The organism is Aliamphritea ceti (genome assembly GCF_024347215.1).
In the GTDB taxonomy this organism is placed as follows: domain Bacteria; phylum Pseudomonadota; class Gammaproteobacteria; order Pseudomonadales; family Balneatricaceae; genus Amphritea; species Amphritea ceti.
Map to the genome: position 1 here is coordinate 5127507 of NZ_AP025282.1, position 15585 is coordinate 5143091.

Consider the following 15585-nt stretch of genomic DNA (forward strand, 5'->3'; position numbering starts at 1 on the left):
CTGAAAAAAGCGAGATTTTCAGCTTCGGCTCAATATAAACATAAAAAAATACAGATTATTTTTCGCTCATTTCTATACCTTAAAACTTCCCTACAGGCATTCAGGAACGCTCTGAACCGATAGCTCTACAACCCCTGCTATAGCTGAAATTACAGCATAATTTAACCTGCCATATTTAGACTGACTGCTATACTCATTTTCGTTGTTTGAAAAAATTTGGCTGTACAAAGAATCACTTAGAGTGCGTGTTTTCAGTTTTGTTTCATATAAGCGGACTAATTTTATATGGCACTGTGTGCACTCCAATATCTCGCTTCAATTGGAATCCAAGAAGCGTCTATTACCGTCAGGAGATTTAAAAATGAATAAAAATATCAAACCTATGCTGAGTGGCGCTTCTGTTGCATTTGCGGCTGCTGCACTGGCTGGCTGTTCCGCAACTGCTGCTACTAACGATACTGCTAGCGCAGATGCAAACACTACCGATCTGGTACATTGCGCAGGCGTAAACGTATGTAAAGGTCACAACGACTGTGGCGGTGCGAACAACGCATGTGCTGGCCAGGGTTCTTGTAAAGGTACTGGTTTCGTAGGTATGCCTTCTAAAGCTTGTGCCGACATCGGTGGCAAGGTTCAGGACGACTGGCGTGGTGAAGTGGCTAAGGCTGACTTAGTTCACTGTAACGGTGTTAACGTTTGTAAGGGTCACAACGACTGTGGCGGTGCGAACAACGCATGTGCAGGTCAGGGTTCTTGTAAAGGTACTGGTTTCGTAGCAATGGGCGCTAAAGCCTGTGCTGATGTTGGTGGTAAAGCTTCCTAAGAAGTTTCCCACAGGGGACAACATCTAACCCCTTCGGGGGTTTTGGTTATGCGGATTATTGAAGTCTTTATCAGGTTCACCTCGCAGGGCGAAAGCCCACTGATGTTCTGGCTTCAGTAATCCGCGTATTTCGTATCAGGCCCTGCCATTCGGCATCTTCTGCCGCTCCGGCACCTGATAACGAAGATTGCGCAACATCAGTATACCCCACTGTTATTTGTGCAATAATCTGTGAATCGCTGCTATTTGAAGGACCCTCTCATGTCTAATGACTTTCTCGGCTTTGGCTTAGGTCTGCGAACTGACCACTTCCATGACGTACTGGAAACCAAGCCTAAAAACATAGACTGGTTTGAGATTATCTCGGAAAACTTCATGGTTGATGGCGGCAAGCCAAAATACTACCTGCACGCAATTCGCGAACATTACCCTATGGTGATGCATGGTGTATCTATGTCTCTGGGCTCAACTGACCCACTGGATATGGATTACATGAAACGCCTCAAGCAATTACACGATGAGTTACAGCCAGAATGGCTGTCAGATCATCTCTGCTGGACTGGCATCAACGGTATCAACACCCATGACCTGCTGCCCGTACCTTACACAGAAGAAGCCCTTGATCTGATGGTAGAGCGCATCAAACAGGCTCAGGACTATATGGGCCGGCAAATTCTGCTGGAAAACCCATCCAGCTATATCAGCTTTGACGAGTCAGCTATTCCTGAATGGGAGTTTCTCAGTGAGCTGACCCAGCGTGCCGATTGCCATATCCTGTTTGACGTAAACAACATTTATGTCAGCGCCCGTAACCACGGCTTCGATCCGTTGGAATACATAAAGAAAACACCGGTTGACCGGGTGAAGCAGTTCCACCTCGCCGGACATACAGACTACGGCGATTACATCATCGACACCCACGACCATGACGTACCTGATCCGGTCTGGGAATTGTATAAGGAAGCCCTGCTGCACTTTGGCCCGGTCAGTACGATGATCGAGCGCGATGGTAACATCCCACCCTTCGAAGACTTACGTGGTGAACTGCAAATTGCCCGTAGGATAGCCAATGAAACCCTTAATCCCGAACAGCTGAAGCCCCGCTATCAGGAGGCTGTATGAGCGAGCTGCATCAGCGCCAGCAACAGCTGCTCGACTACATTATGGGCAAGCCGTCTGACATTCAGGAACATATCCAGGACCGCGGTAAAGTCAGCGTAGACATTCAGCTGCATATTTATCGCAACGCCTATCAGGTCAGCTTCTGGGAAACGCTGAATACCGATCATGAGATCCTGGGTAAGTACCTGGGTGACGACATGTTTAACGCCATGGTACGGGACTACATTGCAGAATATCCGTCGACTTTCCGTTCTTTACGGGATTTTGGCGACCGTTTACCTACATTTCTTACCGAAAACAAAGCTTTCAGTCAGCATCCACAAATTGCTGAACTGGCCCGTTTCGAACGGGATCTACTGATCGCCTTTGATGCCATGGATGCCAATATGTGCAGCCGTGAAGATCTGACCCGTATTGCGCCTGAGCAATGGGCAGAACTGACAATTGAATTTCACCCCAGCGTACGCGCGTTTATCACCGGATATAATGTTGTCGATATCTGGCAGCATCTTAAGGCCGACCGCAGCCCACCGGACGCACTTGCCCGTAATGAATATTGGATTCTGTGGCGTAATCGTGACCGGCTGACTGAGTTTGCCAGTCTGGACGGCTTTGAACAGGCCATGTATGAAACCTTCAGCAAAGGTTACACCCTCGAACAGGCGGCGGAATTTCTCATTGAGATCAGTCACTCGGACCCAACCGAAAAACTCCTGACCACGCTGTTTACCTGGCTCGACAAAGGTTGGATTACCAAACTAAAAGCCGGACTTAACGCTGTCGATTAACAGCAGACTACTTTATATCTGCAATTAACTGGCTGATTAATTGTGGATTAGCATCCCGCAGTGTCGGTAAATCGAACCGCGCTGCGGATATAGATACCCGTTCAATATCAGCCACCAGTAACACTTCTTCACCACTGGCCTGGGCCAGCACTTCACCTCTTGCGCCTAAAATCTGGCTCCCTCCCCAGAAGGAGGCATCCAACTCAGTATCACAGCGATTCGCCATAACCACCGGCGTACCGTAGGTCATTGCCATATAGCTCAGATTAGTTTGCCAGTTTTGTGGATTTGAAAACTCATCACTGACCACACCTTCAGCAGAGTTTATCGGCGTAATCAGCACGTCCGGCTTTTGTAGCATCCCGGCAAACACCAATCCCGGATTCCACATATCAGCACAGATCAGCGACAATGCCGACCAATTTTCTTTGACGGCCTGAGTTCTTAGCTGTTTACCCGGCGTATATAACTTACCTTCTTCCAGGCTGCCATAAGTGGGCAGATTTAACTTCCTATGGACTGCCGTTACTGCACCGTCCTGTAACCAGGCTGCTGCATTGTAATATTCCCCCGGGCTGACCTCTTCAACGAAGCCGCACACCACCTGAATACCCTGACACTGCTCGGCCAGTGCCAGTAAACGGGGATCACTCACAGCCATAGCCAGGTCCGGTACTGTTCGCTCCAGCTGGTAGCCGGTCAGTGACAGCTCCGGAAACACTAGCACCTCAACGCCCTGTCCCCGGGCAGCGGCAATATACTCCTCATGCTTACACAGATTTGCAGCGAGATCTCCCAGTGTGATCGCCACCTGCGCAACACCTACCCGTAAACTCATACTTAACACCTCTACACTTACTTATAGCCGTAAACTAAAACGCCCGGCTAAGCCGGGCGTCAGGCTGATATTAAGTTAAGCTTAAATCAGACCCTGTTCCATCAGGAAGCCTTTAGCTACGTTTTCGATGGTTTCTTTGCTGACATCAACCTTGGCATTCAGCTCAGCCATATTGGTATCGTTCAGACGTGAAGACAAATCATTCATCATGCCTTCAAGAGCCGGATTAGCGGCCAGCGCTTCAGCACGAATAACTGGCGTCAAAGCGTATACCGGGAAGTAGTTCTTATCGTCTTTCAGTACGACAAAATCGAATGCCGGAATACGACCGTCAGTTGCAAATACCAGAGAGATATTTACCTGACCTTCTTTCAGTGCCAAGTACGTCAGACCAGTATCCATACGCTTCACTTGTGAACGGTCAAACTTAAAGCCATAAGCTTTCTGCAAAGGCTTCAAACCGTCAGCACGGGCAGCAAATTCAGCATTACAGGCAAACAGCAGCTCATCACCATTATTAACTGCTTTACTCAGTTCACTCAGGCTTGAAATGCCTTTTTCGGCCGCTTCAGTCCGACGCATTGCCAACGCATAAGTGTTGTTTACTTTTGAAGGCGTCAACCAGACCAGACCACGTTCAGCATCCAGCTCTTTAACTTTGTTATAGCCGTCTTCCATGCTCATCGGCTCTTTAATCTTGTTAAAGTTGATCAGCGCAGTACCGGTATATTCCCAGTACAGGTCGATCTGACCATTCACCTGTGCTTTACGCAGCACGGCCGTGCCCATACCCGCCCGGGTATCAACATCAATGTCCTTCGCCGCTAAGTACTGACTGGTGATAGACGTCAGTAATTGCTGTTCTGTAAAGTTCTTGCCGCCTACTACCAGTGCTTCAGCATTTGCCTGCACTGCGCCGGTCAGAAACATGCCTGCAGCCAGAGTTTTCAGGAGCTTTGTTATTTTCATTGCCTGGTCCTTTATCTTGTCGTGTTTATCGTTGTTTTTAGCTTTGTGTTTAAGTTTCCGACCGTTATCAGCCGATAAACTTATGTATTCATGCGCAGCGGATTAACCCCTTTAGGGACGATGAAAAATGCCAGTACACCCACGCTGATATCGACCATCACCGCCAGCAGCGATGTTGGGATTGCACCAGCTAACAGCATCGGCATTTCATCCAGATCTATGCCAGTGAAAATCAGCTCACCAAGGCCGCCGCCACCTATCAGAAATGCCAGCGGCACAGTGCCCACATTTATCGTCAATGCGGTACGGATACCTGCAAAAATCACATAAAGTGCATTCGGAATTTCAACTCGCAGTAAAATCTGGCCAGGCGTCATCCCCATACCATTTGCGGCTTCTTTTAGATGCTCAGGCACGGCTAACAAGCCCACATAAGTATTCCGTACAATTGGCAGTAAAGTAGCAATGCAAAGTGCGAACACCGCAGGGGTTGAACCAATGCCCAAAACACTCATGGAAAGCGCCAGAATCGCCAGAGTCGGCACAGTGGTACCAATATTCAGCACCTGCATTACAGGCTCAGCAATGCGCTGACAGGCTGGCCGGCTAAGCCATATACCCAGAGGGACAGCGAGTAAAATTGCCGCGCTGCCGGACATCGCAGACAACTGCATATGCTGAACACTGAGATAGGCTATGTCTTCCCAGTAATAGAAGAAGTCATCTATCAGTCCGCTGCTCTGGCTGACCACACCCAGAGAAAACATCCCCAGCATGGCCACCAGCCAAAACAGAACTCTTTTAGACTTCACCATGCTGAACACCCGTATTCAGAGCTTCACGGCTGCGGTACGTCGCCCCCAGATAATGAGTCACACCCCGCTGGGAAATCTCACCCCGGAAGATCCCCTCATCATCCACGCAAGGCATCCAGGTTGTGTCTTTGCTAAACATTGCAGAAGCTACACTGCGCAGATCATCATCCACCTTGGCAATGGCCCGTAAGCCATAGAAGTGATCACCACAACGACCACGCTTTGAGGTGGCTAAATCACGGTTAATACTGCCAATTGGCCGGCCCTTGGCATCCACCATTGTTACTGCGACATAATCATTGTTCTGCATGATTTCAAGCGCTTTCTGCAGGTCATCATCAGGATAAACTGGGGTTGGTGCCGGCGTCATAACATCCGCTACTTTCGCCAGACGTAAGCGCTTCAGTGTACGGTCTGTCCCCACAAAATTTTCAACAAACTTGTTGCAGGGATGCGCCAGCAAGGCATCCGGTGAATCAAACTGAATCAGTTTACCGGCATCAAAGATGGCGATCTTATCCGCCATTTTGACCGCTTCATCAATATCATGGCTAACAAACAAAATGGTTTTCTGCAGCTCTTCCTGCATCTTTAGAAATTCATCCTGAATAACCTCACGGTTAATCGGATCAATCGCACCGAAAGGCTCATCCATCAGCATTACCGGTGGATCTGCCGCCAGTGCACGAATCACCCCAACACGCTGTTGCTGACCACCGGAAAGCTCCCGGGGATAACGCTGCATGAAAGTCTTAGGCTCCAGCGCCACCATTGCCAGCAGCTCTTCAGCCCGGGCCTGATAACGTTTTTTATCCCAGCCCAATAGTTTAGGCACGACAGAAATGTTTTCGGCGATGGTCATATTCGGGAATAAACCAATCTGCTGAATTACATAACCAATGTTGCGGCGTAAGCTGATGGTATCCAGCGTACTGGTGTCTTCACCGTTAATCAGAACCCGGCCAGACGTTGGCGGAATAATCCGGTTAAGCATTTTCAGCGTGGTGGTTTTACCGCAACCTGATGGCCCAAGTAACACACAAATCTCGCCTTTCGGCACTGTCATGTTAATGTTGTCTGCAGCGGTAACAACGCCTTCCGGTGTCTCGAATAATTTGGTCAGGTTTTCTAATTGAATCACGGGACACTCTCTTAAAAGTTCTTAGCTTTATTATTCTTAGTTTTATTATTCTTAGTTTTATTGCTTTTCACTCTGTAATCACTACAGGCTGGACCAGCGCTATACGCCCTTTGGCGTTAATCGTCGCTGGCAGTAAAGCAGTGCGTAATCAGCAATGATGGCTAACAAGCTTACCGCCAATGCACCGGCTATCAGTTGTCGTGGATCAGTCTGTGTGATGCCACGGCTGATAAGCGTGCCCAAACCACCTGCACCGATATACGCAGCGATTGCCATAACACCAATATTCATCACTACGGCGGTACGGATACCCGCCATAATGACCGGTATAGCCAGGGGTACTTCGACCAGTTTCAAACGTTGTATCGGCGTCATCCCCAAACCACGTGCGGCCTCTCGCAGCGCCGGATCAACATTGTTAATCGCCGCATAGGTATTGCGAATAATCGGCAGTTGGGAATACAGCAGAACAGCTATCACCGCCGGCAGATAACCAATGCCCTGACCAAACAGCGACAGCACAGGAATCATCAGGCCAAACAGGGCAATAGACGGTATCGTGATAATGACAGATGCGGCATACAGCACCACCGCCGCAACCGACTCGTTCTGAGTGATCGCAATACCAATAGGCACGCCAGTCAGAATTGCCAGCCCGACAGCCACGCCAACCAGGGATATGTGCTCAAGAGTCAGGCTCATGATCAGCGACCAACTCTCGGCAATAAATGCCAGTGTTTCCAAATTCACACCTCTGTATTTATTCTTATTTGGGGGTAGCTTTGCAGTTACCTGGCAGAGAAAAACCACGATAATGATTAAAAACCGACCAATGGAATAATATTGCGACAAATTCTATATAAATCCCGACAATAAACGCTGACAGCTAGTTAAAAATACGTTTAACCAATCGAAATTTAAAATAAGCAGGCTATTAGCACTCAGTGCTTTTCCCCTACTTTTAGTGGGGATGTGTTTTTACATGAGTTATTGCAAAAAAACGATAAATTTATCGAATATTTGCCTTACTGCGACTTGTTACGGCGAGTTTCAATTAAAAAAGTAGCTCTATATCCGGTGCAAAGGCCCTGCTCTCTACTGGTCAGCAGCCCTTTCCGGCTGCTAGGATTGCAGCAACTCCACTGCTTTCCGGTATCAGCTGAATATGCGTCGTGACTTACCTCCATTTGCCGCTCTGCGAGCCTTTGAAACAGCAGCTCGCCATGAAAGCTTTCGGGCTGCGGCCAAAGAGGCCTGCCAAACACCGTCCGCGGTCAGCCACCAGATACGAACTTTGGAAGCATTCCTCCAGGTTAAACTCTTCGATCGCCACGGCGGAAAATCTGCTCTGACAGCCGCCGGTAATGAATATTTAAAAACCGTCGTGGATATTTTTGAGCAGCTCGAGCGGGCTGGCAATCGCCTGGCCCGTCATGACGATCCATATACCTTACGCATTAACTTATCTCATACTTTATCCGCCTGCTGGCTATTACCAATGCTGCCAAGGTTCCAGGCTCGTTATCCAGAAATAGACATTAAATTGATCAATTCCGATGAGCCACTCGATCTCGCCGTCTCCAACATTGATTTAGGCATTCGTTGCGGCAATGGTCAGTGGGCCGGTCTTAAGTCTGACTTTTTAATGCATGAAGAGTTATTTATCGTGTGCCGTCCAGACCAGTTAGATAGATTACCGCCTGTAGAACGCTTAAATGAGCTGGCGGATAGCTTTACGCTGATTCATTACAGCCTGAATGAAAACGAATGGCGCAACTGGATTCAGGAAGCAGGCTTTAATCCGCCAAAGATTAAACACCGAATTGATCTCGATAGCCGGCAACTGGTATTGCAGGCAGTAGTCAACGGTCTGGGACTAGGTATCGGACGAGCGTCCTACGCCGCTGAGTACATAAACAGCGGGCGCTTAGTTATCGCTTATCCAATGCGGAAAGCTACTGACAATGGTTATTATCTGGTTTCACCAAAGCAAAGCCAGCGCATAAGTAAAACAGAAAACTTTAAAGACTGGTTACTCACAGAAACGCATCATAGCAGTGTTCATCCAAACCAAAACTGAGACTTAGTAGCTATCAGGTGTAAGTACATAACAACGAACTGCAGGGAAAATAAGGCCAGGAAAGTTGCCTGGCCTTATGCGAAAACAGCGATCGCTAAACAAAGATTTTACAGAATCTGACTAAGAAACTGCTGGGTGCGTTCTTCTCTTGGATTATCAAAGAACTCTTTCGGCGTATTTTGCTCAACAATTTCGCCATCCGCCATAAAAATTACCCGGTCAGCCACTTCACGGGCAAAACCCATTTCGTGGGTAACACACAGCATCGTCATGCCTTCTTTCGCCAGATCAATCATAGTATCCAACACGCCAGAAACCATTTCCGGATCCAGTGCCGAAGTCGGCTCATCAAATAACATCAGCTTGGGCTTCATACACAAGCTACGGGCAATCGCCACCCGCTGTTGCTGACCACCGGATAACTGTCCTGGGTATTTATCTGCCTGCTCAGGAATACGTACCTGTTCCAGATACTTCATCGCCAGACGACGAGCTTCTTCCTTAGGTACACCCTGCACCCACATAGGCCCGGCCATACAGTTTTCAGCTATCGTCATATGTGGGAACAGATTAAAACTCTGGAACACCATACCCACTTCAGAGCGGACTTTATCGATATTTTGCATGTGCTCGTGAAGCACAACATTATCAACAACTATCTCGCCGGACTGATGCGCTTCTAAACGGTTAATACAGCGAATCATCGTCGACTTGCCTGAGCCAGAAGGTCCGCAGATAACAATCCGCTCACCGGGCGTTACTTCCAGATTAATATCTTTCAGACAATGAAAATCGTCGTACCATTTATTAACATCTTTCAGTTCAACGATAGGCTTAACAGCCACGTCAGGATTTTGAATTGAAGTCATGGCTTACCCCTTACGATAACGGCGTTCAATGTGGGACTGGGCAAATTCCAGCACCATCGACAATATCCAATACAGCATCGCAGCAGTAATCAGCATTTCCATATGTTTAAAGTCTTTCTGGCCTAAAGTACGGGCCAGGAACATCAGCTCCCAAACACCAATGACTGAAACCAGAGATGAATCTTTCAGCATGGCAATAAACTGGTTGCCTGTCGGCGGAATAATCAGCGGAATCGCCTGCGGCAGAATAATCCGGCGCATCGTCAGACCAAACTTAAAACCAATTGAACGGGCGGCTTCCCACTGACCTTTCGGGATACTCTCAATACCGGCACGGAAAATTTCCGTCATGTAAGCACCGTAACACAGCGACAAAGCCAGAATACCTGCCGGCACTGCATCAATCACGAAGCCAAGCTGCGGTAAACCTAAATAAATCAAATACACCTGCATCAGCAACGGCAGGCCACGGAAGAACGAGGTATAGAAACTCGCCAGACCATTGGCAAAACCATTCGACGACAGTTTCGCCACCGCTCCTATAATCGCCAGCACTGAAGCAATAGAGATAGAAATGACCGAGATATACAGGGTCGTCAAAATACCCTGTGACACCATGAACCAGATCTTACTCTGGATAAAATCAAAGCTCAGATCAAAGCTGGTAAAGAACAGCATGAACAAGCCAGCCATGATCAGCCAGACGGTAACACGCTGTGCATTAAACTTAAGTTTCCCAATCAGCCAAATACCGAGTGTGATAATTGCAGATAGCGTAATGCTGGTCACAAAGCGCGCATATACGCCGCCTTCGCTGTCACTGCCAATCGCCGGAGCCAACAGTTCGGCAAACCCCGAACCGGATAGATCAAAAAGAAAAAGTAAAACAAAAAAACATGCATACAAGGCCACCACGAATGGCGTTTTGCTCAGTAGTCTGGCCTCTTGTACGGTATCCTGATACATAATTTACACCGCTAAACAGATCACTTGAGATCTTTACATGAAAGCACTGGCAAAGGCCGGACAACGAAAGAATGAGCAAGAACTACAGTTAGAAATCAACTGACATTTTTGGTCTCATTTTACGCGGCCGGGCCAAATTCAGCTTTCGTGTAAAGATCACCACTTCTCAAAGGGACACAAGTGTCTTCGCAGACCAGACTTAACTGGCGGACGCCGACGCTCAAAGAGCCCGAAAGTATACGAATACGTGTTGCAGATTTCAGCTTAGCCCAGTTCGGCTATGACAAGAGAAATACTGTGGTACGCAAAAGATAAGGCCGTTTTACAACGGCCTCAGGGAGCAGCTTACTTAGTGCTGGTGTAATCGTAGCTATACCATTTCTGGGACAGCTCAGACAAAGTACCGTCGGCGCGCATTTCAGATACGATAGCGGCCAGTTTATCGTTAAATTCCTGATCACCTTTATCGATAGCCAATGCCAGTGGTTCAAAGAATACCGGCTCACCTAAAGGTTTGATTGGATAATTATTCTTCATCGCTTCATTAATAGTCGGTACGCTGGTTAAAGCACCATCCAGACGGGAACCGTTACCCAGACGCAGATCATCCAGGACAACATTAGAAGACTGATAAGACTTAATGAAATCAGTATCAACTTCATACTCAAAATTCGGTACACCTTCAGCGTCGATTGTCAGATCTTTCTGCAAATAACGCTCATGTACGCTGGCAGTTGTCACACCCACTTTCTTACCATTCAGATCAGATACCTGCTGAGCGTCAGAATCTTTATGCACCACGAAAGAAGCGGGAGTGTAGTAATACACGGCAGGGAACGTCAGCACTTTGGCACGTTCTGTCGTCGGCGTCATAGAACCAATAGACAGATCCCAACGACCGCTCCAGCGACCAGCAGTAATAATGTCCCAGGCTGGAGTTACAAATTCAATCTGTACACCCAGGCGTTTGGCTACTTCCTGCGCAACATTAACATCGAAGCCGTCCATTTCATTGTTGTCATTCAGAAACGACTGAGGGGCCCAGTTAGCATCGGTGGCTACCTTAAGCAATTTTTTATCCATTACCCGATCTAGAGCTTCACCGGCCATAACCGAGGCAAACGGCAAAGCACTCATGAGAGTTGTCGCAAGAATTTTAGTAATTATTTTCATTATTAACTCCTGGTTAGAAACTGTATTTAGCATCTCTAATTTAGGTTTACAGGCGAACTGCGAAGAAGGGTTATATAACGCTCTCACTGGCTTTCCTTAGTTCTAGCTAAGCAGCATAGAAAGCCTTCGCATACAGATATAAACGCATTAATGCTGGCTACAGTTTTAGAGAATGTATTACAAGCAGACAACTGAATATTTTTCGCCACTGTTGAATTTTTTTTGTCATCCAAAACGGCTGTCGAATTCCGTTTGTATTTGTAATTATGGCAACCTATTTGTTCGTCGTTTTATAAGGTGTGTTTATGTCCGAAAACACAACAACAGGCATCACCTCCGTTGGATTTCTGCTGCTCCCAGGTTTTTCAATGATGTCTTTATCGGCATTACTGGAACCTTTGCGTATGGCAAATAAAATTAGCCAGCAGCCACTTTATCGCTGGCAAATATTTAGTATTAACAACCAGTCTGTTAGCGCCAATAATGGCCTCTTGTTACCGCCCTCTGACGATATAGACTCTGACGGTGAATGGTTACAGTGTTTAGATGATCTGGTTCTGGTAGCTGGAGACAACATTCATCAGCATTATACCCCTTCTCTACGCAGTCTCTTACGCCGTTGCTATCAGCGCCGTATTCGACTGGGAGCAACATCAACGGCTAGCTTTCTACTCGCTTACGCCGACCTCATTGGCCAGCGCCCTTGCACCGTTCACTGGGAATATCTGGATGCATTCCGTGATGAGTTCCCGCAACTACAACTTACCCGTAGTCTGTTCGAAATAACGCCTATGATAATGACCTGCTCCGGTGGTCTTGCTGGTCTGGATATGTTCCTGGCAATTATTGCAGAACAACAAGGCGAAGCATTAAGTAACAGTATCGCCGATCAATATATGCACAGCCAGATCCGCCGTGGTGACTGCGCACAACGGAACACTTTAATTCAACGATATCAAATACATAATAAAAAAGTTCTTCTTGCGGTTACGGCTATGGAAGAACATCTCGAAGTACCTCTGAACTTATCAGACATTGTGCGCCTGGCGAATATTTCAGCGCGACAGTTACAACGTTTATTCCAGCAGCAATTCAGCTGTAGCGTGATGGATTTTTATTTGCAGCTGCGCTTACAGCGGGCCAGAAGTCTGTTACTGGAAACAGATATAAGCATAGCGAACATAGCCTTAATCTGCGGCTTTGGTACTTCAGCATATTTCACCCGACGCTATCGTGAGTTATTTACCCTCACTCCAAGAGACAGCCGTCGCTTAAGCCACTCCCGGTCGGGCGTCGTTTAATCAATCTGGGCTATGCGAAAAATGCAACAAGTGACCAATTTTTCAGAACACCTCTGAACCTAATTTCTGTCACTGTCCCTATTCGGACTGTATTTGTCCTTATCCTTATATTTTTGTCAGTGCCACCACGCCAATAATAGTTTTAAGCAGGCAACTCCTGCTCTCTCCCACTTAACATTATCCGGGCATATTCCATGGCGCTTATTTCTACAAACCCAGTCTATGAGTTTCTGCAACAACTTAGCTTTGAACAGATTCCTGATACAGTCATCCAGCAAGCCAAGGTATGCCTGGCAGATTTGCTTGCAACACTGGCAGCCGGGAGTCAGACACCATTAACCAGCATCATGCGGCAGCTTTGTGAACAACAATTCGCTGCCGGTGAAAATGCCCCACAAGCCCTGGCACTGAGCGGTGCCGGACGGCTGAGCCCTACCGGTGCAGCGTTACTCGACGGTATGGTTATTGATTCAATGGATGCACACGACGGTCACGCCCTGACAAAAGGCCATGTTGGCTGTGCTGTTCTCGCGGCAATCAACAGCTATATCAGTAGTACCAGACGACCAGTGAGTGGCCGGGATTTACTCAAATACCTTGTTGCCGGTTATGAAATTGGCACCCGAAGTGGCATTGTTTTACACGCCAGCTGTGATGACTATCACTCCTCGGGTGCCTGGAATGCAGTGACTTGTGCGGCCCTAAGCGCAGACTTACTGCAACTGAACCGCGAGCAGTTTGAACACGCATTAGGCATTGCCGAATATCACGGGCCACGCAGCCAGCTAATGCGTGACGTTGACCACCCTACAATGATCAAAGATGGCTCAGGCTGGGGTGCAATGACAGGTGTATCCGCCGCCTATATGGCACAGCTTAAATTTACCGGAGCACCTGCCATTACCGTATTAGCAGAATCAGTACAGAGTTACTGGCAAGACTTAGGTGAACGCTGGTATCAACTGGAGCAGTACATCAAGCCTTATCCGGTATGCCGCTGGGCACACCCGGCTATCGACGCGGTTATTGCTCTGCGCCAACAACATACATTTCATCCGGATGACGTTCTCAATGTACAAATCCATACCTTTCATAACGCTGCCCGGCTAGCTCAGAAAATTCCGCACAGTACTGACCAGGCACAATACGCTATTACTTTTCCGGTAGCCGTTGCGCTCTGTTATGCACAAGTATTACCTAAGCACATACTTGAAGCTGGCTTGCAAGATCAGGCAGTCAGGGAGATGTTCGGCCGCATAGATATTATTGAAGACCCGCACCTAAGTGCCCGTTTTCCGGCAGAGCGTTTAGCCCGGGTTAGCATTCAGCTTAAACAAGGTGAAAGTTATCATTCAGAACCATTTATAGCCCGTGGAGATCCACAGAACCCACTGACAACACAGCAAACTAAAGAGAAGTTCTATTCCCTAACCAGACCGGTATGGGGTCAGCAGACCGCTGCCGATATAGACCAGCTGATCGAACAACTCGACCAGCCCGACAGCGACGCTAAAACACTGCTCAGCATGGTTCGTCAGGCCAGCCTTAATGGAGCTCCTTAACTCGCTGTAAAAACCAGCTGCGGAAAGACTCAATCTTCGAAATACCCACCTTATGTAACGGGGTTAAAAGATAGTATGCCGAACGGGGGCAGGCAATGTGACTGTGTGCCGGTACCAGCTTGCCCTCTTTCAATTCACGCTGAATTAATACCTGCGGCATCAGACCAATACCGTGGCCAGCTACCATTGCCTCAATAATCAGTTCGTACTGTGAGTAACGCAGGCTACTACCCTCTTCCGGCAGAATAGCACCTAAATCATTGAACCAAATCTTCCAGGATTCTGGCCGGGTCGTATGATGCAGAATTCGCTGTGACATCAGCTGAGCCGGGTCATTCACAGGTTCCGGCAACAACTTAGGTGAAGCAACTGGAGCCAAATATTCAGGCATCAGATAATCGACCCGCATCCCAGGCCAGGGTGGATCACCCTGCACAATTCCCACATCGATTACCGCCGGATCAAACTGACTGTTATCCAGATAAGTGATGGTATTCAGATTTATATCCGACTGGACGTTCTGAAAATCCAACAGATACGGTAATAACCAGCGCGCACCGAATGTTGGGTAAGTCCCAACGTTGATACCGCCACTGATATCCTGAAACGACAACATTTTCAGCGTGGCTGCTTCCAGATCATCAATCATTGGTGTGATTGCAGCCAGATAAGATTGCCCTGCAGGGCTTAGCTTTACCCGTTGGCGGCTGCGCAGAAACAATGGCTGTCCTACAAGCTCTTCAAGCAGCTTAATTTGTCTGCTCAGAGCACTCTGAGTCATGTTCAGAGTGTTTGCCGCCTGAGTAAAGTTTTCCAGCCGCGCAGCCAGCTCAAAGCATTGCAGCGACATGGTACTGGGTAATTTACGTCTCATTGTTCATGTCCTGGAATGAAGCAATCAAAAATCAACACCTAGCCTCTAAATTTTCGTTCATCTCGTCGATATTATCGATCTCAATGCCAATAATACGTGAATTAAAATAATTATTAATCTAATTTATAGATCAACTCATCCGAAAAATCCGTTTCACAAAAACACCCTCCTGAGATTAATCTAGCCTGAAATAACAAACTCAGGTGCAACAGGGCCAAATAGGGCAAATATAGCCGGCCTTCATGTCACTGCTCTCAAGTAATG

At 47.6% G+C, this 15585-nt stretch carries 15 protein-coding genes; 6 read left to right on the top strand and 9 right to left on the bottom strand.

Annotated features, from left to right (window positions below):
* The first annotated feature begins 361 nt into the window (after nt 1-361).
* From bufA2 to OCU49_RS23305, 3 genes are all read left to right on the top strand, one after another.
* Nucleotides 362-823 carry a BufA2 family periplasmic bufferin-type metallophore gene (gene bufA2, locus OCU49_RS23295; protein ID WP_261842904.1) on the top strand — a complete coding sequence of 154 codons (462 nt, stop codon included), beginning with the start codon at nt 362-364 and terminating at the stop codon, nt 821-823.
* Between the two features lie 261 nt (nt 824-1084).
* Nucleotides 1085-1945 (top strand): MNIO family bufferin maturase, encoded by an 861-nt coding sequence (gene bufB, locus OCU49_RS23300; RefSeq protein ID WP_261842905.1) that lies wholly within the window; start codon nt 1085-1087, stop codon nt 1943-1945.
* The gene (locus OCU49_RS23305) at nt 1942-2733 is read left to right on the top strand and encodes an HvfC/BufC N-terminal domain-containing protein (protein WP_261842906.1); all 792 of its coding nucleotides are present in this window, start codon (nt 1942-1944) and stop codon (nt 2731-2733) included. Before bufB ends, OCU49_RS23305 begins: the two co-directional genes overlap by 4 nt.
* Nucleotides 2734-2740: 7 nt before the next feature.
* Here OCU49_RS23305 and OCU49_RS23310 read toward each other — a convergent pair whose 3' ends face one another.
* From OCU49_RS23310 to OCU49_RS23330, 5 genes are all read right to left on the bottom strand, one after another.
* Nucleotides 2741-3571 carry a nitrilase-related carbon-nitrogen hydrolase gene (locus OCU49_RS23310; protein ID WP_261842907.1) on the bottom strand — a complete coding sequence of 277 codons (831 nt, stop codon included), beginning with the start codon at nt 3569-3571 and terminating at the stop codon, nt 2741-2743.
* Nucleotides 3572-3652: 81 nt separating this feature from the next.
* Nucleotides 3653-4534, bottom strand: a complete 882-nt coding sequence (locus OCU49_RS23315) for a glycine betaine ABC transporter substrate-binding protein (RefSeq protein ID WP_512699313.1) — start codon at nt 4532-4534, stop codon at nt 3653-3655.
* A gap of 86 nt (nt 4535-4620) precedes the next feature.
* Nucleotides 4621-5355 (bottom strand): ABC transporter permease, encoded by a 735-nt coding sequence (locus tag OCU49_RS23320; protein WP_261842909.1) that lies wholly within the window; start codon nt 5353-5355, stop codon nt 4621-4623.
* Nucleotides 5342-6496 carry an ABC transporter ATP-binding protein gene (locus tag OCU49_RS23325; protein WP_261842910.1) on the bottom strand — a complete coding sequence of 385 codons (1155 nt, stop codon included), beginning with the start codon at nt 6494-6496 and terminating at the stop codon, nt 5342-5344. Before OCU49_RS23325 ends, OCU49_RS23320 begins: the two co-directional genes overlap by 14 nt.
* 99 nt (nt 6497-6595) lie before the next feature.
* Nucleotides 6596-7198, bottom strand: a complete 603-nt coding sequence (locus OCU49_RS23330) for an ABC transporter permease (protein WP_336605394.1) — start codon at nt 7196-7198, stop codon at nt 6596-6598.
* A 463-nt stretch (nt 7199-7661) separates the two neighbouring features.
* Between OCU49_RS23330 and OCU49_RS23335 the strand changes: the two genes are divergently transcribed.
* On the top strand, nt 7662-8576 hold the full coding sequence (locus OCU49_RS23335; protein WP_261842912.1) for a LysR substrate-binding domain-containing protein: 915 nt from the start codon (nt 7662-7664) through the stop codon (nt 8574-8576).
* Nucleotides 8577-8683: 107 nt separating this feature from the next.
* Here the strand turns inward: OCU49_RS23335 and OCU49_RS23340 are convergent, their stop codons facing one another.
* From OCU49_RS23340 to OCU49_RS23350, 3 genes are all read right to left on the bottom strand, one after another.
* On the bottom strand, nt 8684-9445 hold the full coding sequence (locus tag OCU49_RS23340; protein ID WP_272885304.1) for an amino acid ABC transporter ATP-binding protein: 762 nt from the start codon (nt 9443-9445) through the stop codon (nt 8684-8686).
* 3 nt (nt 9446-9448) lie between these two features.
* Nucleotides 9449-10411 (bottom strand): amino acid ABC transporter permease, encoded by a 963-nt coding sequence (locus tag OCU49_RS23345; protein ID WP_261842913.1) that lies wholly within the window; start codon nt 10409-10411, stop codon nt 9449-9451.
* A gap of 345 nt (nt 10412-10756) precedes the next feature.
* Nucleotides 10757-11584, bottom strand: a complete 828-nt coding sequence (locus tag OCU49_RS23350) for a transporter substrate-binding domain-containing protein (protein WP_261842914.1) — start codon at nt 11582-11584, stop codon at nt 10757-10759.
* A gap of 305 nt (nt 11585-11889) precedes the next feature.
* On the opposite strand from OCU49_RS23350, the gene OCU49_RS23355 reads away from it, so the two are divergent.
* On the top strand, nt 11890-12885 hold the full coding sequence (locus OCU49_RS23355; RefSeq protein WP_261842915.1) for a GlxA family transcriptional regulator: 996 nt from the start codon (nt 11890-11892) through the stop codon (nt 12883-12885).
* 194 nt (nt 12886-13079) lie between these two features.
* On the top strand, nt 13080-14447 hold the full coding sequence (locus OCU49_RS23360) for an MmgE/PrpD family protein (RefSeq protein ID WP_261842916.1): 1368 nt from the start codon (nt 13080-13082) through the stop codon (nt 14445-14447).
* Here the strand turns inward: OCU49_RS23360 and OCU49_RS23365 are convergent.
* Nucleotides 14431-15321, bottom strand: coding sequence for a LysR substrate-binding domain-containing protein (locus OCU49_RS23365; protein WP_261842917.1), 891 nt, complete (start codon nt 15319-15321; stop codon nt 14431-14433). The two genes, OCU49_RS23360 and OCU49_RS23365, sit on opposite strands and share 17 nt — an antisense overlap.
* Nucleotides 15322-15585 lie beyond the last annotated feature (264 nt).

Coding starts and splice junctions, on each gene's coding strand:
- OCU49_RS23355 (WP_261842915.1), top strand. CDS start 11,890: ATGTCCGAAAACACAACAACAGGCATCACCTCCGTTGGATTTCTGCTG.
- OCU49_RS23320 (WP_261842909.1), bottom strand. CDS start 5,355: ATGGTGAAGTCTAAAAGAGTTCTGTTTTGGCTGGTGGCCATGCTGGGG.
- OCU49_RS23330 (WP_336605394.1), bottom strand. CDS start 7,198: ATGAGCCTGACTCTTGAGCACATATCCCTGGTTGGCGTGGCTGTCGGG.
- OCU49_RS23350 (WP_261842914.1), bottom strand. CDS start 11,584: ATGAAAATAATTACTAAAATTCTTGCGACAACTCTCATGAGTGCTTTG.
- bufA2 (WP_261842904.1), top strand. CDS start 362: ATGAATAAAAATATCAAACCTATGCTGAGTGGCGCTTCTGTTGCATTT.
- bufB (WP_261842905.1), top strand. CDS start 1,085: ATGTCTAATGACTTTCTCGGCTTTGGCTTAGGTCTGCGAACTGACCAC.
- OCU49_RS23340 (WP_272885304.1), bottom strand. CDS start 9,445: ATGACTTCAATTCAAAATCCTGACGTGGCTGTTAAGCCTATCGTTGAA.
- OCU49_RS23360 (WP_261842916.1), top strand. CDS start 13,080: ATGGCGCTTATTTCTACAAACCCAGTCTATGAGTTTCTGCAACAACTT.
- OCU49_RS23305 (WP_261842906.1), top strand. CDS start 1,942: ATGAGCGAGCTGCATCAGCGCCAGCAACAGCTGCTCGACTACATTATG.
- OCU49_RS23310 (WP_261842907.1), bottom strand. CDS start 3,571: ATGAGTTTACGGGTAGGTGTTGCGCAGGTGGCGATCACACTGGGAGAT.
- OCU49_RS23345 (WP_261842913.1), bottom strand. CDS start 10,411: ATGTATCAGGATACCGTACAAGAGGCCAGACTACTGAGCAAAACGCCA.
- OCU49_RS23365 (WP_261842917.1), bottom strand. CDS start 15,321: ATGAGACGTAAATTACCCAGTACCATGTCGCTGCAATGCTTTGAGCTG.
- OCU49_RS23335 (WP_261842912.1), top strand. CDS start 7,662: ATGCGTCGTGACTTACCTCCATTTGCCGCTCTGCGAGCCTTTGAAACA.